The 19,953-nt window shown below is 71.7% G+C and carries 19 protein-coding genes; 8 read left to right on the top strand and 11 right to left on the bottom strand.

Annotated features, from left to right (window positions below):
* Window positions 1-11 precede the first annotated feature (11 nt).
* The 3 genes from CUC05_RS00090 to CUC05_RS00080 form a co-directional block, all read right to left on the bottom strand.
* Window positions 12-1,979: a M14 family zinc carboxypeptidase gene (locus CUC05_RS00090; protein WP_108664045.1), complete on the bottom strand. Its 1,968-nt coding sequence runs from the start codon at window positions 1,977-1,979 to the stop codon at window positions 12-14.
* 88 nt (window positions 1,980-2,067) lie between these two features.
* Window positions 2,068-2,583 (bottom strand): acyl-CoA thioesterase, encoded by a 516-nt coding sequence (locus CUC05_RS00085; protein WP_205712050.1) that lies wholly within the window; start codon window positions 2,581-2,583, stop codon window positions 2,068-2,070.
* Window positions 2,584-2,681: 98 nt separating this feature from the next.
* Window positions 2,682-3,281, bottom strand: coding sequence for a CAP domain-containing protein (locus CUC05_RS00080; RefSeq protein ID WP_108664044.1), 600 nt, complete (start codon window positions 3,279-3,281; stop codon window positions 2,682-2,684).
* A gap of 192 nt (window positions 3,282-3,473) precedes the next feature.
* Here CUC05_RS00080 and CUC05_RS00075 point away from each other — a divergent pair, with 192 nt between their 5' ends.
* From CUC05_RS00075 to CUC05_RS00065, 3 genes are all read left to right on the top strand, one after another.
* Window positions 3,474-4,772 (top strand): magnesium transporter, encoded by a 1,299-nt coding sequence (locus tag CUC05_RS00075; RefSeq protein ID WP_108664043.1) that lies wholly within the window; start codon window positions 3,474-3,476, stop codon window positions 4,770-4,772.
* A complete protein-coding gene (locus CUC05_RS00070) occupies window positions 4,773-5,996 on the top strand; it encodes a potassium channel family protein (RefSeq protein WP_108664042.1) in 1,224 nt (407 codons plus the stop codon). It begins immediately after the preceding gene.
* Between the two features lie 303 nt (window positions 5,997-6,299).
* Complete coding sequence (locus tag CUC05_RS00065; protein ID WP_108664041.1) at window positions 6,300-7,898, top strand: GGDEF domain-containing protein; 1,599 nt, start codon at window positions 6,300-6,302, stop codon at window positions 7,896-7,898.
* 105 nt (window positions 7,899-8,003) lie between these two features.
* Here CUC05_RS00065 and CUC05_RS00060 read toward each other — a convergent pair whose 3' ends face one another.
* Window positions 8,004-9,158: an acyl-CoA dehydrogenase family protein gene (locus CUC05_RS00060; RefSeq protein ID WP_108664040.1), complete on the bottom strand. Its 1,155-nt coding sequence runs from the start codon at window positions 9,156-9,158 to the stop codon at window positions 8,004-8,006.
* Window positions 9,159-9,446: 288 nt separating this feature from the next.
* On the opposite strand from CUC05_RS00060, the gene CUC05_RS00055 reads away from it, so the two are divergent.
* On the top strand, window positions 9,447-10,118 hold the full coding sequence (locus CUC05_RS00055) for a DUF3105 domain-containing protein (RefSeq protein ID WP_108664039.1): 672 nt from the start codon (window positions 9,447-9,449) through the stop codon (window positions 10,116-10,118).
* 30 nt (window positions 10,119-10,148) lie between these two features.
* Here the strand turns inward: CUC05_RS00055 and CUC05_RS24350 are convergent, their stop codons facing one another.
* The 4 genes from CUC05_RS24350 to CUC05_RS00040 form a co-directional block, all read right to left on the bottom strand.
* On the bottom strand, window positions 10,149-10,322 hold the full coding sequence (locus CUC05_RS24350) for a hypothetical protein (protein ID WP_157965024.1): 174 nt from the start codon (window positions 10,320-10,322) through the stop codon (window positions 10,149-10,151).
* 258 nt (window positions 10,323-10,580) lie between these two features.
* On the bottom strand, window positions 10,581-11,513 hold the full coding sequence (locus tag CUC05_RS00050) for a hydroxymethylglutaryl-CoA lyase (RefSeq protein WP_108664038.1): 933 nt from the start codon (window positions 11,511-11,513) through the stop codon (window positions 10,581-10,583).
* Complete coding sequence (locus CUC05_RS00045; RefSeq protein WP_108664037.1) at window positions 11,510-13,525, bottom strand: acetyl/propionyl/methylcrotonyl-CoA carboxylase subunit alpha; 2,016 nt, start codon at window positions 13,523-13,525, stop codon at window positions 11,510-11,512. The genes CUC05_RS00050 and CUC05_RS00045 overlap by 4 nt, the downstream gene beginning before the upstream one ends.
* Before the next feature lie 5 nt (window positions 13,526-13,530).
* On the bottom strand, window positions 13,531-14,343 hold the full coding sequence (locus CUC05_RS00040) for an enoyl-CoA hydratase-related protein (protein WP_205712049.1): 813 nt from the start codon (window positions 14,341-14,343) through the stop codon (window positions 13,531-13,533).
* A gap of 58 nt (window positions 14,344-14,401) precedes the next feature.
* On the opposite strand from CUC05_RS00040, the gene CUC05_RS00035 reads away from it, so the two are divergent.
* Window positions 14,402-14,800 carry a hypothetical protein gene (locus CUC05_RS00035; protein WP_108664036.1) on the top strand — a complete coding sequence of 133 codons (399 nt, stop codon included), beginning with the start codon at window positions 14,402-14,404 and terminating at the stop codon, window positions 14,798-14,800.
* Between the two features lie 25 nt (window positions 14,801-14,825).
* Here the strand turns inward: CUC05_RS00035 and CUC05_RS00030 are convergent, their stop codons facing one another.
* On the bottom strand, window positions 14,826-16,442 hold the full coding sequence (locus tag CUC05_RS00030; protein ID WP_276308874.1) for a carboxyl transferase domain-containing protein: 1,617 nt from the start codon (window positions 16,440-16,442) through the stop codon (window positions 14,826-14,828).
* On the bottom strand, window positions 16,439-16,597 hold the full coding sequence (locus tag CUC05_RS24345; RefSeq protein WP_157965023.1) for a hypothetical protein: 159 nt from the start codon (window positions 16,595-16,597) through the stop codon (window positions 16,439-16,441). Before CUC05_RS24345 ends, CUC05_RS00030 begins: the two co-directional genes overlap by 4 nt.
* A 64-nt stretch (window positions 16,598-16,661) precedes the next feature.
* Between CUC05_RS24345 and CUC05_RS00020 the strand changes: the two genes are divergently transcribed.
* Together CUC05_RS00020 and CUC05_RS00015 are read left to right on the top strand one after the other, a co-directional pair.
* Window positions 16,662-17,420 (top strand): hypothetical protein, encoded by a 759-nt coding sequence (locus tag CUC05_RS00020; RefSeq protein ID WP_157965022.1) that lies wholly within the window; start codon window positions 16,662-16,664, stop codon window positions 17,418-17,420.
* Window positions 17,417-18,295, top strand: a complete 879-nt coding sequence (locus tag CUC05_RS00015) for an LCP family protein (RefSeq protein WP_108664032.1) — start codon at window positions 17,417-17,419, stop codon at window positions 18,293-18,295. The genes CUC05_RS00020 and CUC05_RS00015 overlap by 4 nt, the downstream gene beginning before the upstream one ends.
* A 13-nt stretch (window positions 18,296-18,308) precedes the next feature.
* Here CUC05_RS00015 and CUC05_RS00010 read toward each other — a convergent pair whose 3' ends face one another.
* Window positions 18,309-19,082 carry a biotin--[acetyl-CoA-carboxylase] ligase gene (locus tag CUC05_RS00010; protein WP_108664031.1) on the bottom strand — a complete coding sequence of 258 codons (774 nt, stop codon included), beginning with the start codon at window positions 19,080-19,082 and terminating at the stop codon, window positions 18,309-18,311.
* Between the two features lie 93 nt (window positions 19,083-19,175).
* Between CUC05_RS00010 and CUC05_RS00005 the strand changes: the two genes are divergently transcribed.
* Complete coding sequence (locus CUC05_RS00005) at window positions 19,176-19,910, top strand: MerR family transcriptional regulator (RefSeq protein WP_108664030.1); 735 nt, start codon at window positions 19,176-19,178, stop codon at window positions 19,908-19,910.
* Window positions 19,911-19,953: the final 43 nt, after the last annotated feature.

Raw genomic sequence — 19,953 nt, 5'->3', positions numbered from 1 at the left:
CGGGTGGCCACCTACCGCTGGTGGTCCAGCATGTTCTCCAGCAGGGTGTAGCCGGTGTAGGTGACGGCGTAGTTCTGCAGGCCGTAGGGGTGGAAGTAGTCCTCCGTCGGCTCGGGCAGGAGGGCACCGAGGAAGGTGACCGTGCCGTCGCCGAGGTCGGCCTGGCCGTAGATGGTCCGGCCCGTGCCGTTGGTGCCGGCGGTGACGGCGCCCGGGAGGGCGTCCCACGCGGTCCGGTCGACCGTCCAGTTCGGTGCCGCACCGGCGTTGTCGGGGTAGCCGACGGGGATGACGTCCCACGTCTGGGACGCGACCCCGCGGAGGCCCTCGTTGAGGTGGTCCTCGGAGGTCTCGAGGAAGTCGACGTAGCCGACGTTGCGGTTGGTCACGCCGACGTGGCCGGCGTCGATGCCGTCGAGCAGGTCGGCGAGGACCGTGGCGGCCCCGTCGGTGACGACCAGGTTGCCGCCACCCTCGACGAAGGTGCGCAGGGCGCCGACCCAGCCAGCGAGGTCGGTGCCCTCCGGCATGACCTCGTCGGCCAGCACGAGGGAGTCGTAGCTCGACAGGTCGGTCGCACCGGAGAGCACGTCGGGCACCCGGACGGCGTCCAGCGGGTTGTCGGCGAAGCGGTTGAGGTCGGTGAAGAACCGCATGCGCGAGACCGTGTAGTGGGTGAAGGAGAAGTCGGGGTCGACCTCGGGGTCATCGCCCGTGAAGTTGCCTGGGATGGTGTCGTTGCCGGCACCGAACCCGTTGCTGTCGATCGAGGAGGTCGGGGTCGGGTCGAGGACGTAGGCTGCCCGGCCACCGACGGGGAAGGTGTGGGTCAACGGCTCGACGGCCGTCTTGAACATCGCGTAGTTGATGGCCCGCACGGTGTCGACCCACATCTGGTTGACCTCACCCGGGTGGGTCAGGATGTTGGAGAACGGCAGGTTCGACGCGGTCATCTCCGTCGCGAACCCGGTGCCCTCGACGCCGTGGCCGTCCTGGGTGACGGGCGAGTTGTAGTAGTCGATGCCCGACCCCGCAGCGGAGTAGCCGAGGATGTCGTACAGCGTCCCCCACTCGTAGGGCTGCACGGCCCCGCCGGTCGCCTGGTTCAGCGCCTCGATGGAGTCCAGCGCGATTCCCTCGATGTTGTCGGAGATCGAGTCCGCGAAGCGGGCCAGCCGCTCGGACTTGCGGTAGTCGAACTGGCCGACGATCTGCAGACCCGAGGCCGCGACCGGCTTGACGCCCTGGCCGTGGTTGTCGGTGCCCAGGTACCAGCCGCGGTAGTCGGGGTCGTCGCTGTCGTGCTCGAGGTCGGCGAACTCCGCGAGAAGGGCGTCGAGGCCGCGGCCCTCCGGCTGGTCCAGCGTGCCGTTGGAGGCCCGCAGGTAGCCCTGGACCGGGAAGTTGCGGTTCAGGTCACGGCTGCCGTCGTTGGCCCGCGTGAAGTTGACGCCGCCGTCGTCGTGGGTCATGTCACCGTTGATCCACCCGTCGGGGTTCGGGAAGACGAAGTGCACGACGAACTGCGCCAGCGTCTGCTGGATGAACGCCTGGTCGTTGCGCTGGTCGACCATGTCCTCGATGACGCGCGCTGCGCCCTCGCGGCCGGCGTGTTCGTTGCCGTGGATCGACGACATGATCAGCAGGTGGCGCTTGTCGGCCAGCGGGACCGACTCGTCGGTGACCCGGATGTCGTAGACCGGGGCGCCACCACGGCTGGGTTCGGCCAGCTCGGTGATCTCGATCAGCCCGGGGTGCAGCTCGTCGAGGACACCCACACCGCACTCGAAGTCGGCGAACGTGAGGAACGTGGCCGACAGTCGCGGTTCGGGGAAGACCCTGCCGTCGACGGTGACGTCGTCGGGTGTGCACTTCACCGGGGCAAGGCCGGCGACCGAGCCGAGGCCGGGCAGCGCCGAGGCGCTGACGGTGGTGAGGAGGGTCAGGACGGCTACGAGGGCCAGCAGTCGGGATCGCATCGGTGCTCCGGGTCGGCGTGCCCGCCGGCGCGGGCTCTGCCCGGAAGGTTCGACACGACCCCCACGGTTTCCTGCCCGATGTGTGCGATCAGGCGTCGCGGACCGCGGCGATGCGTTCCTTGCGCAGCCGGCGACGCACGCGCGCCTGGGCCTGGCGGCGGAGCGCCTCCTCGCCCTCCACGACGAGGGGTGGCACCTCCACGGGTCGGCCGTCCTCGTCCAGCGCCACGAAGACCAGGTAGGCGCTGGTCGTGTGCCGTCGTTCGCCACCCTCCCACGGCTCGGCGTCGACCCGCACCCCGACCTCGATGGAGGTGCGTCCCACGTCGTTGACGCGGGCACGGACGATCAGCAGGTCACCGACCCCCACGGGCGAGTAGAACGACAGCTCGTCGATGGCGGCGGTGACCGCGAGTCGGCCGCAGTGCCGGGCGGCGGTGGTGCCGGCCGCCTCGTCGACCTCCCGCATGATCACCCCGCCGTGCACGTTGCCGGCCCTGTTCGCGTCGAGCTGGTTCATCGTCCGGACGAACGTGACCTCGCTGTCGCTGACACGCCGTGGGGGCAGGGCGGAGGCGGAGTCGTTCGTGGCCGGGTCGGTCATGCCCGGGACGATACCGCTGGGGAGGCGGCCCCCGACGTGCGACGGCCGCCTCCGATGGAGGCGGCCGTCTCGGAAGGTCGCAGGTGGGTCGGGAGGCGTCAGCGGCGGCTGTAGTACGGCTTGTCGGCGTCGGGGCGCTCCTCGGGCTGCTCGGCCGCGTGCTCGTCGCCGGACGGAGCGGACTCGAAGCGCTCGACCTCGGGCTCGGCTTGGCCGCCGTCCTCGGCCGGCACCTCACCGCGCAGGAAGTTGACGGTCACCCAGAGGTCGTCACCGTGGCGGACCACACCGATCCCGACCTGGTTGTAGGCGCCCATGATGTTGTGCCGGTGGCCGGGCGAGTCCATGAACGCATCGTGCAGGCCCTGGACCATCTGCTCGATCTGCCCGCCGGGCCAGTACATCGTGCCGACGTTCTCGCCCATGGCCTCCCAGTGGCCGCTGTACTGCTGGCTGTAGCTGGGGTTGTGGTACATCCGATCCTCGGCCTGCATGACGTGCGACCAGTCGCGGGCGATGCCCGACAGCTCGGTGTTCATCGTCAGCGGGCCATGACCCTCCGCAGCGCGGGAGGCGTTGATGTGGTCGAGGAACATCGTCTCGGCCTCGGGAACGACCTCGGCGGCCGAGGCAGCGCCGGCGCTCAGGACGAGCAGGGCGGCGACGAGGAGGGCGACGGTACGGAGCTGACGGAACATGCGGCGGAGGCCTTCAGGGAGGGGGCGGCGTCACTGGACGCCATCTGCAATCACCCTGGGTATCGGAACGCTACGAAGAGTCATTGAGTGCTTTCTTCGATCCGTGCGGTTCCGGCCACAGCGACGCCCGGACGGGGTGGTCCCCGGGCCGCGTCACCGTCCCGTCGGCAGGCGCCCGTAGACTCCCGCCGCGTGTCGCCCCGTCCCCTCTCCCGCGCCGTCGCCGCCTTCCTGGCCGGCGTCCGTGCGCTGGTGGGCCTGCTGCGACGTCATGCCCGGTTCCCTGTCCTGACCGAGGTCCTGCAGCACTGGCTGCACGAGCAGCGCACCGTCCGCCAGGGGGTGCTGGCCCTGTCGATCGGCATCGGCATCACGCTCGTGGCCGGTGTCGTGCTCGGCGCGATGGACGCGTTGCTGGAGGAGCTGCCCGGGCTGCTGGTCCTGGCCCCGGCGGCGATCGGCATGCGCGGCGCCATCTTCGGGGCGCTGGGGGCGCGGCTGGGCACCGGCATGCTGACCGGTCAGATGGACGGCTCGTTCGCCCGAACGTCCTTCCTCGGTCGCAACGTCGAGGCCGCAACGGTCCTCAGCGTCATCACGGCCGTGATCCTCGCCGCCGCCGCGCGCCTGGTCGGGGTGATCGGTGGCTTCGAGACCATCTCCTTCACCGACTTCGTCCTCATCTCGATGATCGGCACGATCCTGTCGTCGTTCGCGGTCCTCGCGGTCGTGATCGTGCTGGCGCGAACGGCCCAGCGCCAGGAATGGGACATGGACGCGATCGGCACGCCCATCGTGGCGGCGTCGGCGGACATCTCGACCCTTCCCGCCCTCGTCGTCGGCACCTTCGCCGTCGGCAACGAGACCGCGAGCGGCATCATCGGCTGGGCGTTCGTCGTCCTCGCCGTCACCATCGGGGTGCTCGGCCTGCGGACCGCGTCGAGCAGCGTTCGCCGGATCGTCCGGGAGAGCCTGCCGATCCTGCTCTACACCGCTGCAATGGGCATCCTCGCCGGCACCGTGCTGGAGTCCCGCAAGGCCGACCTGCTGTCGAGCGTGGCGCTGCTCGTGGCGGTCCCGCCGTTCATCTCCAGCTCCGGTGCGATCGGCGGGATCCTGTCCGCTCGGCTGTCGAGCCAGCTGCACCTGGGCCTGCTCGAGCCGACGTCGGTGCCCCGGCGACCGGCATGGCTGGAGGGCAGCCTCACCGTCCTGTTCGGGCTCGTCGGGTACTTCGCCGTCGGGCTGCTGACGGCCATCGCCGCGGGCCTGCTGGGGTACGGCGGGCCGGGGTTGCTGCCGCTGCTCGGCGTCACGATGACGGCCGGCGTCCTCGCCCTGTTCATGATCTTCGCGGTCGGCTACTACGCCGCGACCGCGTCCTTCCGGTTCGGGCTCGACCCGGACAACGTGGGGATCCCGCTGGTGACCTCCACCATGGATTTCGTTGGCATCCTGTGCCTGACTGTTGGGATAGTGGTGATCCTGTAGATGCGCCGAACCGTGAAAGAGCTGCTGACCGCGGGCAAGGACGCGACCGAGCTGATGCTCGACCTTGCGTTCGCCTCGGTCTTCCTCGACGAGGAGAAGCTTGCCCGCGAGGTGCTCCGCCTGGAGGACCTCATGGGCGAGGCCGTGCGCGAGCTGCGCATCATGTGCATGCTCGCCAGCCGCTCCCCCGAGGACGCCCAGCAGCTGGCCGGCGTGCTGGCGCTGGTCAACTCGATGGAGGCCATCGCCGACGCCGCCGAGGACGTCGCCCGCGTCCAGCTGCGCAACCTGGGGGTGCCAGCCGCCCTGCGCGATGACCTGCGCTACGCCGACGAGGTGACCGCACGCGTCAAGATCCGCAAGGGGTCGGAGATGATCGGCGCGTCGCTGCGCGACCTCGCCCTGCCGGCACGGACGGGGATGTGGGTCATCGCGATCCGCCGCGAGGTCGAGTACGAGCACGGCCCGCACGCCGACATGCGCCTGCTCAAGGGCGACGTGTTGTTCATGGAGGGCCCCGCCGAGGGGGTCGACCTCGTACGCGAGCTCGCAGGCGGCAACCCGCTCGGACTGCACCAGCCGGCCTCCGGCGGTCGCCTGACCGACCTCGACCGTGCCGTGGACATCCTGGTGGAGATGAAGAACGCCGCCGAGGCGGCCGTTGGCCTGGCGTACTCCGCGGTCCTGTTCGACGACACCGGGCTGGCCAGCGAGGTGTCGGGGATCGAGGACCGCTGCGACGCGCTGTACCACGAGCTCCAGCACTGGGTCCTCCGCGCGGCCCGCGAGCTGACCGACGACGACGAGCTGGACGACCTGCGTGCGCTGCTGCAGATCGGCCTGTCCTCGGAGGCCATCGCCGACGCCGCCCAGGAGATGACCCGGCTGGCGGAGTCCCCTGACGAGACCCACCCCGTGATCCGTGCCGCCCTGAGCGACACCGAGGAGCGGGTCAACGACGCCGTCGTGCACGAGGGCTCACCGATGGTCGGGCGGACCCTCCGCGACCTGAAGCTGCGGACCGCCACGGGGGCCGATGTCCTGGCCCTGCAACGTCAGGGGCGGTGGATCAACAAGCCTCGGTCCAGCCGCGCGCTGGAGACCGGCGACCGGCTGGTCGTGCTGGGACCCGAGGAGGGTCTGGCGCAGCTCCGTGGCTGGGCGGGGGACCCGCGGCCCCTCGACGAGGACCTCGAGCCCGCGTCACATCGTTCGCGTCGGTGACCGAGTCGACGACAACCTGACCACGAATCACCCTGCGTGACGGTCCGTGTGACCCAAGTGTGCGCTCGGTTGGAGGATCGGCGGTCGGATCGGCGAACATGATCGGTAGCACGGCGTCCCGTCCGATCGACGGTCGATGCCACCTCCGACCCACGGGCTACCTGCCCGGTCGATTTCAAGAGGCCGACCGTGGCACCCAAGCGGTCGGCCTCTTTCGTTCCCGGACGGGCACACGTCCCGGGCGATGCAGGCCACTCGAGGGTCCCCGACGGGCTACCGTGTGCGGTCGCGCAGCTACCCACGATGTCGACCGAACAGCCCCCGCCCCCACCCGACGAGCCGCTCGTGCCCCCGCGCGAGGCGGCCAGCCGTGCCCTGTCGCTCGTGCAGCTCGGGCGGGCTGCCGACGCGGTCACCCTCGTCGAGCAGGGGCTCGTGGCCCCGGGGGTGCGTCTGGAGGACAAGCCTCCCCTGCGGTACGCCGCCGCGGTCTCCCACCACGCCCTGGGCAACCACGAGCAGCAGATCCTGGCGGCCGATGCGTGCCTTGCGGCAGGCCGACGGTTGGAGCAGCCGGGCTGGATGGCCAACGCTCGATGCCTGCGCGCGATGGCGGAGATCAGGACCGACCGCGTGGACGCGGCGCTCCGCGATCTCGCCCGGGCCGAGTACGACTTGGCACGGACCGACGATCCCGGGCTCGCGAGCTGGGCCCACAACGGGCTCGGATACTGCTACCTCGAGCTGCGGCTGTACGAGCTGGCCATCCCGCACCTGGAGGACGCCACCCCCATCGACAACCCGGTCGAGGCCCCGGCCGCATCGGTCATCCACTACGTCAACCTGGCCGAGGTCCATCAGCGGTGGGCCGACGAGATCGAACGTGCGGCACCCGAGGAAGCCGACGGCGAGGACGTGCGGCGCAACCGCGACACCAGCAACGCCTACGCTCGTCGGGCGGTCGAGGAGGCCCGCAGGCTGGAGAACCCCCACCTCGTCGCCATGGCGAGGTCCCTCGAGCTCGTCACCCGCCCGCCGGCGCTGGCGGATGCGTCGGTCGAGGAGCTCCGCTCGGTCTGGGAGGACCCCGACCACACCGAGCACACCGGTGGCCGGCCGACCGTGGGGAGCGCCCTGGCACGAGCGCTGTGGCGGACGGGCCGTCGTGAGGAGGCCCTCGAGGTCGCCCAGGAAGCCGCGAGGTTGTCCGAGGACGCCGCCGACTGGCAGATCACCGCCAACGCCCGATGGCTGCTCACCGAGATGGCCCACGAAGCCGGCATCGAGGGTGCCGCCGCCGGCCGGGCGTACGGCCTGACCCTGTCACGGGTGCTCTGGCGCCAGCGCCTCGCGACGCTGCACGGGGCCCTGTCCGCCCGCGAGGTGGAGTCGCTGCAGCACGAGATGAGCCGTGCCCAGCAGGCGGCCACCTCCGACCCGCTGACCGGCGTGGCCAACCGCCGGGCGCTGGAGACGGTGCTGGGCCGGGTCGGGAGCGGGCCGCAGGACGGACCGACCAGCCTGCTCCTCGTGGACCTCGACGGGTTCAAGCGGGTCAACGACGAGCACGGCCACCAGGTCGGTGACGAGGTGCTGCGGGCGGTGGCCACGGCCATCAGCGAGACGGCACGACGCGAGGACCTGGTCGTGCGCTTCGGCGGCGACGAGTTCGTGATCGTCGCCACCCACACCGACGCCACCGCCGCCGCGACGCTGGCCGAGCGAGTTCGGCTGGCGGTCTCCAGCGTGCGGGTCCCCGTGGCAGGCGACGACGGCCCGTTCGTCGGGGTCACCGCCAGCGTCGGCACCCGCACGACCGGGCCCGACCTCGCGGTCGAGGACCTGGTGGCCGCCGCCGACCGCGCGATGTACGCCGTCAAGCAGACGCGCGAAGGGTCCTAGCCCCGCGGCAGGCCCTGCTGACCCAAGGGGGCTCCGCCCCCTTTCGAACCCCCGCCGCGGCGCCTCCGGACCTCACGAGGGCTCGTTCCTCGCCAGCTCCTGTCCTCAGCCCCGGGGCAGACCCAGGGCCCGGGCGATCAGCATGCGCTGGACCTCGCTGGTGCCCTCGCCGATCTCCAGGATCTTGGCGTCCTGGTAGAAGCGGCCGACGGGATACTCGGTCGTGAAGCCGTAGCCGCCGAAGATCTGGCAGGCCTCGCGGGCCGCGGTGACCGCGTACTCCGTGGACATCAGCTTGGCGATCGACGCCTGCTTCTTGAAGGGCTTGCCCTCCTGGAGCAGCCAGGCGGCGTAGTAGTACTGGTTCCGTGCCACCTCGGCCATGGCCTCGAGGTCGGCGATCTTGAACGCCACCGCCTGGTAGCTGCCGATGGGCTTGCCGAACGCCTCGCGTTCGTGGGCGTATCGGACGCACTCGTCGACGCATCCCTGGATCAGCCCGACCGCCAGCGCGGAGATGGCGATGCGACCCTCGTCGAGGATGTTGAGGAAGTTGGCGAATCCACGGCCGGTCTCGCCGAGCTGGTTCTCCGCCGGGATCCGGACGTCCTCGAAGTACAGGTCCCGGGTGTCGGAGGCGTGCCAGCCGACCTTCCGGTAGCCGTTGCCGATCGTGTAGCCGGGCGTCCCCGTCGGGACGACGAAGTTGGTGACCTCGCGCGGGTCGTCGTTGGTGACCGCGGTGATGGTCACGAACTCCGAGATGTCGGTACCGGCGTTGGTGATGAACTGCTTCGAGCCGTTGATGACCCAGTGGTCACCGTCGCGGCGCGCGGTGGTGCGCAGCCCGCCGGCGTCGGAGCCACCGCCCGGCTCGGTCAGCCCGAACCCGGCCAGCTTCTTGCCCTCGGCCAGCTGGGGCAGGAGGTCCTTGCGCTGCTGCTCGTTGCCGAACTTGTAGATCGGCTGGGCGCCGAGGCCCACTCCGGCCTCCAGGGTGATGCCGACGGACTGGTCGACACGACCGAGCTCCTCGATCGCGATGCACAGCGACAGGTAGTCCCCACCCGAGCCGCCGTACTCCTCGGGGAACGGCAGGCCGAACAACCCCATGTCACCCATCTGGCGGACCAGGTCGGTGGGGAACTCGCCCTTGGCGTTCATCTCCTCCGCACGTGGGGCGACCTCGTTGACCGCGAATGCGCGGACGAGGTCCTTGAGGTCCTGCTGCTCGTCGGTGAGCTCGAAAGAGATTGCCATGGCTCGGGGGCTCCAGTCGGTCCGTGGGGCAGGGGCGCAGTGTACGGCCCGTCCGTGCCCTGCTGGGGCCGAGGGCGCTGCCCGGTTAGCCTGCGGACGATGTCGCTTCCCCAGCCGCCCGACGGCCCTCGGTGGTCCGGGCCGCCACCGGCCGGTCCGCCACCCACCGGTCCGCCACCCATCGGGTACCCGCCGGCCGGTCAACCGCCCGTCGGACCTCCCACCGGGCCGCCGCCCGGCACCCCGCCCTGGCCGACCCCAGCCGCACCGTCCCCGCCGTCGGGCGGCGTGCCGCGGTGGCTGTGGGTCTACGGTGCGGTCGTCGCCATCGCCCTGATCAGCCTCGGCGGCTGGCTGCTGCTGGAGCTCCGAGACCCCTCGGGGCCGAGCGTCCCCGCCACCGCGGACCTGTCCGCCGCCGGCTGCACGGCCGACACGACCCAGCCCGACCTGGGCGGCGGCCACCTCGGCCCCGAGGAGATGGTCAACAGCGCGCCGTCGTTGATCTACCCCGACCAGCCCCCGTCGTCGGGTCCCCACATCGGCCAGGTCGTCAGGTCCGGGGTCTTCGACGTCGTCGTCGACCCCCGCATCACCACCCACAACCTCGAGCACGGCTACGTCGTGATCTGGTACGACGTCGACACCTCCGCCGAGGACCTGGCCGCGCTCCGTGCCTGGGCAGAGGCCGGGCTCGCGGGCGACTACCCCAAGCTCGTGGTGGCCGAGTACCCGATCCGCCTCCCGGATGACGCCGACGTCGTGCTGACGGCGTGGTTCCAGCGGCAGGCCTGCGAGGGGTTCGACACCGCCGCGGCCGATGCGTTCCTGCGCGCACACTACGACACGTTCGGCGAGGCCCCCGAACGAGGGCTGCCGCCGCATGTGTCCAGCGGCAACGGCGTGCTGGACCCCGAGGGGCAGGACCTCGTGCTGCCGCCGCTCGACGACGTCAACTGACGGGACCGGGCCCCGCTGCCCCGGTGACGCCTACCGGCGGTCGGCGATCCGCATCGCCATGCCGACGACGGCAAGGACGAGGACCGCGCCGACGATCCACTTGAGGATGCCGACGATGGTCGTGATGACCAGGTAGCCGAGGAACAACACAACGGCCAGGAACAGCAGGCCGCCGCCCATGCCTGCACCTCGGGGTTCGCTCATGCCGCCAAGCGTAGTTGACGGCGCCGACGCGATCACGACGGCGTCGGCCCGCAGAAAGGCGCCTCCGCCGGGGGACGGAGGCGCCTGAAGGGTTCGCGAGGCCGTCGGTCACGGGGGAACCACGCCGACGGCAGAGCCCTCTGGAAGGTGCGACGACGGGGCAGTCCTCCCTGTCGCTGCGTGATCGACTCTACCCCAGCGTGAGACGAACAGAAAGCATTTCATCCACAGCTACTGTCGGTGTCGACGACACCACGATCAGCCGGCGAGCGCGCGCACCACACGGGACGGGGACGGCCGACCGAGGTGACCCGCCATCCAGGTGCTGGTGTCCACCAGCGCCGCCAGGTCCACCCCGGTGTGCACGCCCAACCCGTCGAGCATCCACACGAGGTCCTCGGTGGCCAGGTTCCCCGTGGCCGACTCGGCGTATGGACAGCCGCCGAGCCCGCCGGTCGAGGCATCGACCACGGTGACGCCCTCCTCCAGCGCCACCACCGTGTTGGCCAGCGCCTGCCCGTAGGTGTCGTGGAAGTGCACGGCGATGCGGTCCATGCCGATCCCGGCGTCGGCGAACGCCCGCAGGACCGCGCGCACGTGACCGGCGGTGCCCACGCCGATGGTGTCGCCGAGGGACAGCTGGTGGCAGCCGAGGTCCAGCAGGCGGCGACCGACGGTGACGACCTGCGCCGGGTCGACGTCGCCCTCCCACTGGTCACCGAACACCATGGAGAGGTAGCCGCGCACGCGCATCCCCTCCCCCAGCGCTCGGGACACGACGGGCTCGAACATGTCGAACTGGGAGTCGAGGCCGCGGTTGAGGTTCTTCCGGGCGAACGCCTCGGTGGCGCTGGCGAAGACGGCGATGTCGGTCACGCCGCACTCGACGGCGCGGTCCAGGCCACGCTCGTTGGGGACCAGCACGGGGAAGGTGACCCCGTCGGCCGGGCTGATCCCGGCGAGGACCTCGGCGGCGTCGGCAAGCTGCGGCACCCACTTGGGGTGCACGAACGAGGTGGCTTCGACGATCGTGTGGCCGGCCGCGACCAAGCGGTCGATGAACGCGGTTTTGACCGCCGCCGGGACGACCGTCGCCTCGTTCTGCAGGCCGTCGCGTGGACCCACCTCCCAGATCGTGACGCGCTCGGGCAGGTCGCCGGTCGGGTCAGGCAGGACCTGTGGCCGCCTCACGGGGACGCCTCGTCGCCGGCTGGGGCCGCGGGACCGTCCTCGGCAGGCTCGACGCGCACGAGGGGGTCCTCCATGCCGACCTGGCTGCCTGCCTGCACGTGGACCTCGGCCACGACGCCGTCGAACGGGGCGACCAGCGGATGCTCCATCTTCATGGCCTCGACCACGACGAGGGTCTGCCCGGCCGTGACCTCCTGGCCGACGGCGGCGCTGACCGCCGCGACGGAACCGGGCATCGGTGCGACCAGCGTGCCGCTTGCGCCGCCGGGACCGGCACCCCGGTTGGCGGCCAGCAGGTCCTCCTCGCTGATCAGCCAGGCGCGGCCGTCGGCACCGATCCACGCGCGGTCCTCGGCCAGGTCGACGGTCCACGTCCAGCGACCGCTGGGCAGGTCCACCCGCAGCCGGTCGCCGACCAGCGACACCGCCGCCGGCCACACGTCCCCGTCGCCGACCACGACCTCGGGGCCGTCCCGGCTGATCCGCACCCTGACCTCGACCGCCTCGGTCCCGGGCGCGCGCAGGCGCCAGCGGGTCCAGCCGGGCTCCCCGAGCCGCCAGCCACCCGGCAGGTCGAACGGGTCGACGACGCCGGGCAGGCCGCTCTCGCGAACGGCGATCGTGGCCAGGCCCACGGCGGCATAGACCTCGTCGGGCACCTCCGCGTCGGTCAGGGCGTCGCCGCGGTCGGCGATCAGCCCGGTGTGCATGTCGCCGGAGCGGACGTCGTCGTCGGCCAGCAGGGCGCGCAGGAAGGCGATGTTGGAGGGGAAGCCGAACAGGGTCGTGTCGGCAAGGCCCCGGTCCAGTCGGGCCAGCGCCTCGGCGCGGTCCTCACCGACGGCGATGACCTTGGCGACCATCGGGTCGTAGTCGGAGGTGACCACCGCGCCACGCCCGACACCGGTGTCGACGCGGATGTCGTCGGGCGTGTCGAACCGCACGACCCGACCCCCGGTCGGCAGGAAGCCCGACGAGGGGTCCTCGGCGTAGACGCGGGCCTCGACGGCGTGGCCGTGGGGCACCAGGTCGTCCTGGTCGAACGACAAGGCCTCGCCGGCGGCGATGCGGACCTGCTCGGCGACGAGGTCCAGGCCGTAGACCTCCTCGGTGACGGGGTGCTCGACCTGCAGGCGGGTGTTCATCTCCAGGAAGAAGAACTCCTCGGCGGCCGCGTCGGTGATGAACTCCACGGTGCCAGCGCCGACGTAGCCGACTCGTTCGGCGATCGCGACGGCGGCCTCGCCCATGGCCCGGCGGGTCTCGGGGGTCAGCGCCGGGGACGGGCACTCCTCGATGACCTTCTGGTGGCGGCGCTGCAGCGAGCACTCGCGTTCCCCCACCCACAGGGTCCGACCGTGCGTGTCGGCGAGGACCTGGATCTCGATGTGCCGCGGGCGTTCGACGAACCGCTCCAGCATCAGGGTGTCGTCACCGAAGCCGCCCTTGGCCTCGCGGCGGGCGGCGGTGATGGCCTCCTGCAGGCCGGCGGGGTCGCGGACGACCCGCATGCCCTTGCCGCCCCCACCGGCGGAGGCCTTGACCATCAGGGGGTAGCCGACGCCCTCGGACTCGGCGATGAGCTCCTCGTCGGACATGCCGGGCCGGTGCACGCCGGGCACGACGGGGGCACCCGCCTCGATCGCCAGGTCCTTGGCGCTGATCTTGTCGCCCATCGCCTCGATGGCACCGAGCGGTGGGCCGATGAAGGTGATGCCGGCCTCGTCGAGCGCACGGGCGAACCCGGCGTTCTCCGACAGGAATCCGTAGCCGGGGTGGACGGCCTGGGCGCCGGTGCGGCGGGCCGCCTCGACGATCAGCTCGGGGCGCAGGTAGGACTCGCTGGCGGCAGCGGGGCCCAGCCGGACGGCGACGTCGGCCATGCGGGTGTGCAGCGCCTCGGCGTCGGCGTCGGAGTAGACGGCCACGGCACGGATGCCCATGGCATGCAGGCTGCGGATGACGCGAACGGCGATCTCGCCACGGTTGGCGACCAGGACGGTGTGGAACACGGCTGCTACTTCTCCTCTGACTGCGGTACCCAGCTGGCCGGACGCTTCTCGAAGAAGGCGGCGATGCCCTCCTGCCCCTCCTCGGAGACCCGCAGCTCGGCGATGATGCCGGGGGTGCGGTCCGTGGCGACGTCGAGGTCGTCAAGCGCCAGGTCGGGCAGGGTCTTGGCGACGGCAGCGGCCCGAGGACCGGCCTTCAGGCACCGGCGGACGGTCTCGGCCACGGCGACGTCCAGGGCGTCGACGTCGTCGACGAGCTGGTGGACCAGGCCGATGCGGTGGGCGTGCTCGGCGTCGAACAGCTCGCCGGTGACGAACAGGGCGCGGGCCTGGGAGACACCGATCTTGCGGACCACGTAGGGCGAGATCACGGCGGGAGCCAGCCCGAGGACGGCCTCGGTCAGCCCCAGCTTCGCCCCGCGGACGGCCACGACGATGTCGCAAACGGCGGTCAGGCCGGTCCCCCCGGCGATGGCGTGCCCGTTGACGCGGCCGATCAGCGGCTTGGGCAGGTCCCACAGGCTGCGGAGCATCCCGTTCATGCGACGGGAGTCGGCGACGTTCTCCTCGCGGGACCAGTCGCGCATGGACCCCATCCAGTTGAGGTCGGCCCCGGCGGAGAACACCGGCCCGCCGCCGGTGAGGACCACGACCCGGACGTCGTCATCGGCGGCAAGGGCCGCAGCGACCGACGACAGCTCCCCGATGAGGGTGTCGTTGAACGCGTTGCGGACCTCGGGTCGGTCCATCGTGATCGTGGCGACGCCGCGGTCGTCGACCTCGACCCGCAGTGTCTCGTGGCTCTGCTGCATGGTCATGGTGGCGGATGGTAGACCGCGACGGGCCGTCTGCTGGTGGGGGCGTAGGATCACGCCGATGGCCGATCTCCTGCTCGTCGTCGTGACGGCGGTGCTGAGCGCCGCGCTGACCGGCGCGGTGCTGTACTGGCTGTGGTCGCGTCGGGTCATGCCGGTGCTGGAGGATCGTGCGCGCACGGTGGCGGAGGAGGTGACCGCCGACGCCGTCGTCCGGCTGCGGGAGGAGGCGCTGCGGACCGGCGACGACCTGGCCCCGAAGTTCCGCCAGGCCATGCGCGACGGCATCCAGGACGCCGTGTTCGCCCCGCCGACGGAACGCATCGGCCAGACCGCCCGCGGCGTCACCAACGCCGGCGTGAACGTGATGGACGCCGCCTTCCGCCGCCTGTTCGGCAGCCCCGCCGACCCGTCACCGCGGCCCGAACGGACGGACCGGACGGACCGACCCGACCGCTGACCCCGCCCGTCGCGGGCGGGCCCGGCTACATGCGGAACACGCCGTAGGACGGGTCCTCGACCGGGGCGTTGGCGCAGGCGGACAGGGCCAGGCCCAGCACCATGCGGGTGTCGGCCGGATCGATGACCCCGTCGTCCCACAGGCGGGCGGTGGAGTAGTACGGGTGGCCCTGGGTCTCGTACTGGTCCAGCAGGGGCTGCTTGAAGGCCGCTTCGTCCTCGGCGCTCCACTCCTCGCCCTTGGCCTCGGCCCGGTCGCGACGGATCGTCGCCAGCACCGTGGCGGCCTGCTCGCCGCCCATGACGGAGATGCGGGCGTTGGGCCACATCCACAGGAATCGGGGCGAGTACGCGCGGCCGGACATGCCGTAGTTGCCGGCCCCGAACGATCCGCCCACCACGACGGTCAGCTTGGGCACCGACGCCGTCGAGACGGCCGTGACCATCTTCGCCCCGTCCTTGGCGATGCCACCGGCCTCGTAGTCCTTGCCGACCATGAAGCCGGAGATGTTCTGCAGGAACACCAGCGGGGTCTTGCGGCGGTCGCACAGCTCGATGAAATGGGCACCCTTCAGCGCCGACTCGCGGAAGAGGATCCCGTTGTTGGCGACGATGCCGACGGGGTGGCCGTGGATCCGTGCGAAGCCGGTGACCAGGGTGGTGCCGTACAGCTGCTTGAACTCCTGGAAGCCCGACCCATCGACGATGCGGGCGATGACCTCGCGCACGTCGTAGGGGGTCTTGGTGTCCGGCGGCACGACGCCGTACAGCTGGGACGGATCGACCTTGGGTTCGACGGACGCCTCGCGGGTCCACGGGGCCTGTGCCTTCGGCCCGAACGATGCGACGATCCGACGGACGATCTGCAGGGCGTGCGCGTCGTCGTCGGCGAGGTGGTCGGTCACCCCGGAGGTACGGCTGTGCAGGTCGCCACCACCGAGCTCCTCGGCGGTCACGACCTCACCGGTGGCGGCCTTCACGAGCGGCGGACCGCCCAGGAAGATCGTGCCCTGCTCGCGGACGATCACCGTTTCGTCCGACATCGCCGGGACGTAGGCGCCACCCGCGGTGCACGAGCCCATGACGGCCGCGATCTGCGGGATACCGCGCTTGGACAGGTTGGCCTGGTTGTAGAAGATCCGGCCGAAGTGCTCGCGGTCGGGGAAGACCTCGTCCTGCTTGGGCAGGAAGGCCCCGCCGGAGTCCACGAGGTAGATGCACGGCAGGTGATTCTCCAGCGCCACCTCCTGGGCGCGCAGGTGCTTCTTGACCGTCATCGGGTAGTAGGTGCCGCCCTTGACGGTGGCGTCGTTGGCGACGATGACGCACTCGCGGCCGCTGACCCTGCCGACCCCGGTGATGATCCCGGCCGAGGGGGCATCACCGTCGTACAGCCCGTGCGCCGCCATCGGCGAGAGCTCCAGGAAGGGGGAGAGGGGGTCCAGCAACGCGTCGACCCGGTCGCGCGGCAGCAGCTTGCCGCGGTCGGTGTGCCGCGCCCGAGCCCGTTCGCCGCCACCACCGCGGACGTTGCGCAGCTGGTCGCGCAGGTCGTCGACCAGGCCGGTGTTGGCCTGGGTCCAGGAGGCGAACTGGTCGCTGGTCGGGTCGGCGCCGGTGCCGAGGGCGGGGTAGGCGGTCACTTCGTCGTGTCCTTGTCGTCGGCTCGGACGGCCCAGGTCTGCGTGCACGTCCCACATCCCAGCACCGTGACCTCGTCGCTGACGTCCTCGGTGACCCGGGTCGTGTCGGCGCCGCAGGCGGGGCAGGGGGGCAGGGGTTCGTCGATGGCCGCCATGATGCGACGGAGGCTACCGGCCCCGCGCGCGTCGGACCCGGTCAGGGGCCACGGACGCCACGAGGTGGCACGCTGGTGGGCAGCCGTGCCCTGCCCCTCGACCGCTCGCCCTGCCACGGGCCACACCCTGCGACGCTCCCCGAGCGGATCGCTGCGCGCCCTGGCGTTCGTCGTGGCGCTGGCGCTGTCGGCTGGTGCCTGCACCACCGGGCCCCCGGTGACCGCCAACGGCGACGCGCTGGCGAAGGCCACCCCGACCCCGACGCCCACCGTCGCGGTCCCCACCGCGCCGCCTGAACCCCAGCCGCTGCCGCAGGGCCCCCCGTTGGAGGTCCGCGTCGACGGCGTGCAGCTGGCGTCCACCAGCAGCGACGGCATCTTCGGCGCCGCCCCCGCCGCCGTCGATCCGGCCGTCGCCGGGCAGTGGGTGACCGCGGCCAGCGACCGGCTGCGCGACTTCGTCAACGCCATGTGGGTCAGCACCGACACCATGCTCACCGACGCCGCCGTCGCCACGCTGCTGGACCCCGCGTCGTTGCCGCCGGAGGCCCGTCAGGGCCTCGGTGTGCTGGACCGACCCGACGTCCTGGGCATCACCGACGTGGCCGCGGCCACGACGGCGCAGGTGCAGATGGACACCACACGGCTGGGCACCGTCACGCTCTTCTGGTCCACCTCGGCGACGCTCGTGCTGACGGGCGTGAGCGGTCCGGTCACCCAGACCGGGGTGGCCTCGTTCGTCGAGCGTGGCGCCGGTCCCGAGCTGGTTGCGCTGGAGGCCGACACGACGTTCGGCGGCGACCTGCAGGCGGTCCTGTCGTGAGCCGGGTGCGGCGCCTCGTCGCCGGCGCCCTGCCGCTGGTCGTGATCGCCGTCCTGGCGGGCACCGTCGGTGCGTTCGCCCTGGACGGGCTGACCCGCTCGATGACGTTCGGGGCCGGTTACGGCGACGACGACCTGCTGGTCGTCCTCGCCATCGGCAGCGACGAGGGCCCGCCCCATCGGCCCGGCAACCCCCTGACCGCCCGCGCGGACGGCATCCACCTGCTGGTCGTCGACACCCGGACCACCCGGATGACGGTGGTGGACATCCCCCGTGACTCCGCGATCGGCGGCAGCAAGGTCAACGCCCACCTGGCGTTCGGGGGCCCCGAGCGGCTGGAGGCGCAGCTCGAGGCATGGAGCGGACTGCCGATCGACTTCTGGGCCCTGGGATCGTTCTGGTCGCTGGAGCAGGTGGCGACCGGGCTGGGCGGCCTGGAGCTCGACGTCCAGCAGCCCATGCACGACCCGTTCAGCGGGACCAACCTCGAGCCCGGCTTCCAGCGGGTCGACCCCGGTCAGGTGCTGGCGTTCGCACGGGACCGCAAGAGCCTGTCCAACGGCGACATCGGCCGCAGCCACAACCAGGGCCGGATGATCATCTCGGCCCTGCAGCAGATGCGCGTCCAGTCCGGCGGCGAGCTGACCAACGTCCTGGGGATGGTGGAGCTGTTCGAACGCAGCGCCGTGCACAACATCCCGCCGTCGGAGGTGCTGCCGCTCGCGCTGCTGGCCCTGCGGATCCCGCCCGAGCACATCGAGCAGGTCACGATCTCGGGCCCGTTCGGCACCATCGGCGGCGGGTCGGTCATCCGCCCGCAGCCGGGTGACCTGTTCCCACGCCTGATGGCCGGCCAGGTCGGCCCGGCCCAGTAGCCATGCGGCGGGGTCAGCCGGCCGGGCGCAGGTGCTCCACGTCGCCGGCGGACACCACGACCTCGGTCCCGTCCTCCCGGCGGACGCGCAGGTGGCCCTCGTGGGTCAGCCCGACGGCGCGACCGGTCACCGGCGACGGGCCGTGGACGACGACGTCGGTACCGAGGGTTGCGCAGCGGGTGACGTAGGCCGGCACGACCGCCTCGGGGTCCGTCTCGGCGAGGTCGACCCACCGTCCGAGCGCCTCGAGCAGCTCCACCAGCACCGCGGCCCGGTCGACATCACCGTCGACGGCCTCCGCGAGGCTGGTCGCCCGCAGGTCGGCAGGACGGTCCACCCCGCGCCAGTCGACGTTGACCCCCATGCCGACGACGACCGCATCCCCCAGGGCCTCGACGAGGACCCCCGAGGTCTTCGTGCCGTCCAGCAGCAGGTCGTTGGGCCACTTCAACCCGATCCGCTCGGCGCCGACCACCGACGCCGCCGCGTCGTGGACGGCGAGGCCGGCGACGAGCGGCAGCAGCGGCCACCGACTGGTGGGCAGTGACGGCCGCAGCAGGACCGACAGCGCCAGGCCCCGGCCCGGGGACTCCGACCAGGACCGTCCGCGCCGACCGCGCCCGGCGGTCTGCAGGTCGGTCCCGATGACCAGGCCTGCGGGTTCGCCAGCCGTTGCGGCAGCGCTGAGATCGGCGTTGGTGGACCCGGTCCGGTCGCGCCACTCGAGGCGACGCACGACCCCGTGTCCAACAACCCGCTCGACGGCCCACTGCGGAGGAAAGCTCATGGGCGCATCCTACGGACACCACCCCGGACGGTGCCGCCGGGGCCCGGGCCACGTGCCACCACGAGATGGCACGTCGTGCGTACCCTTGGGCGCATGCGGATGCGGATCGACGAGCTCGCCGCGCGGACGGGTGTGACGTCGCGCAACATCCGCGCGTACCGGGAGAAGGGCCTGCTGCCCGCCCCCGAGCTGGAGGGACGAACCGGCTTCTACACCGACGAGCACCTGCAGCGGCTGGACATCATCACCTACCTGCAGGACCGTGGCTTCTCGCTGGAGGCCATCCGCAAGACCCTCGACGCCTGGTCGGCCGGTGGGGACTTCAGCCACCTGCTGACGCTCAAGCAGATCCTCAACTCCCCCTTCCAGACCGAGGAACCGGAGATCGTCTCGGTCCCCGAGCTGCTGGTGCGGTTCCCCGAGGCGATGCACGACGCGACCCTGCTGACCCGGGCCATCCGGTTGCGGCTGGTCGAGCCGGGACCGTCCAACAAGCTGCGGGTTCCCTCGCCGCTGCTCCTCCAGGCCGGCGTGGAGCTGACGCGCATCGGCGTGCCGCTCGCCGAGGTGCTCGACCTGTTCGAGCGGGTCCGCGTCGACCTGTCGGGTGTGGCCGACGCCTTCGTGGGGATCGCCGAACGCTTCCTGGTGCGCCCCGTCGAGCTGGGAACCGACGGGGCGCCATCGCCGTCGGACGCCATCGGCGCGCTCGAGAAGCTGCGGCCCCTGGCGCTGGAGGCCGTCAAGCCCATCCTGATCCGCGAGCTGGTCACCGCCGTCGAGGACGCCGTCGCCCGCCTCGCGGCGGCGGTGGAGCAGCAGGACTGACTGCCCACACCACCGCCTGCGGCCCTCCCTACGCGCCGCCTGC

Source organism: Euzebya rosea, assembly GCF_003073135.1.
In the GTDB taxonomy this organism is placed as follows: domain Bacteria; phylum Actinomycetota; class Nitriliruptoria; order Euzebyales; family Euzebyaceae; genus Euzebya; species Euzebya rosea.
This window is presented reverse-complemented; position numbering and strand designations above follow the sequence as displayed.

Excerpts from the sequence above, each read along its gene's own strand:
- CUC05_RS00085 (WP_205712050.1), bottom strand. The coding sequence starts at position 2,583 with ATGACCGACCCGGCCACGAACGACTCCGCCTCCGCCCTGCCCCCACGG.
- CUC05_RS00060 (WP_108664040.1), bottom strand. The coding sequence starts at position 9,158 with ATGGCAATCTCTTTCGAGCTCACCGACGAGCAGCAGGACCTCAAGGAC.
- CUC05_RS00070 (WP_108664042.1), top strand. The coding sequence starts at position 4,773 with ATGCGCCGAACCGTGAAAGAGCTGCTGACCGCGGGCAAGGACGCGACC.
- CUC05_RS00090 (WP_108664045.1), bottom strand. The coding sequence starts at position 1,979 with ATGCGATCCCGACTGCTGGCCCTCGTAGCCGTCCTGACCCTCCTCACC.
- CUC05_RS00035 (WP_108664036.1), top strand. The coding sequence starts at position 14,402 with ATGGCCGATCTCCTGCTCGTCGTCGTGACGGCGGTGCTGAGCGCCGCG.
- CUC05_RS00080 (WP_108664044.1), bottom strand. The coding sequence starts at position 3,281 with ATGTTCCGTCAGCTCCGTACCGTCGCCCTCCTCGTCGCCGCCCTGCTC.
- CUC05_RS00065 (WP_108664041.1), top strand. The coding sequence starts at position 6,300 with ATGTCGACCGAACAGCCCCCGCCCCCACCCGACGAGCCGCTCGTGCCC.
- CUC05_RS00005 (WP_108664030.1), top strand. The coding sequence starts at position 19,176 with ATGCGGATGCGGATCGACGAGCTCGCCGCGCGGACGGGTGTGACGTCG.
- CUC05_RS00010 (WP_108664031.1), bottom strand. The coding sequence starts at position 19,082 with ATGAGCTTTCCTCCGCAGTGGGCCGTCGAGCGGGTTGTTGGACACGGG.
- CUC05_RS24345 (WP_157965023.1), bottom strand. The coding sequence starts at position 16,597 with ATGGCGGCCATCGACGAACCCCTGCCCCCCTGCCCCGCCTGCGGCGCC.
- CUC05_RS00040 (WP_205712049.1), bottom strand. The coding sequence starts at position 14,343 with ATGACCATGCAGCAGAGCCACGAGACACTGCGGGTCGAGGTCGACGAC.
- CUC05_RS24350 (WP_157965024.1), bottom strand. The coding sequence starts at position 10,322 with ATGAGCGAACCCCGAGGTGCAGGCATGGGCGGCGGCCTGCTGTTCCTG.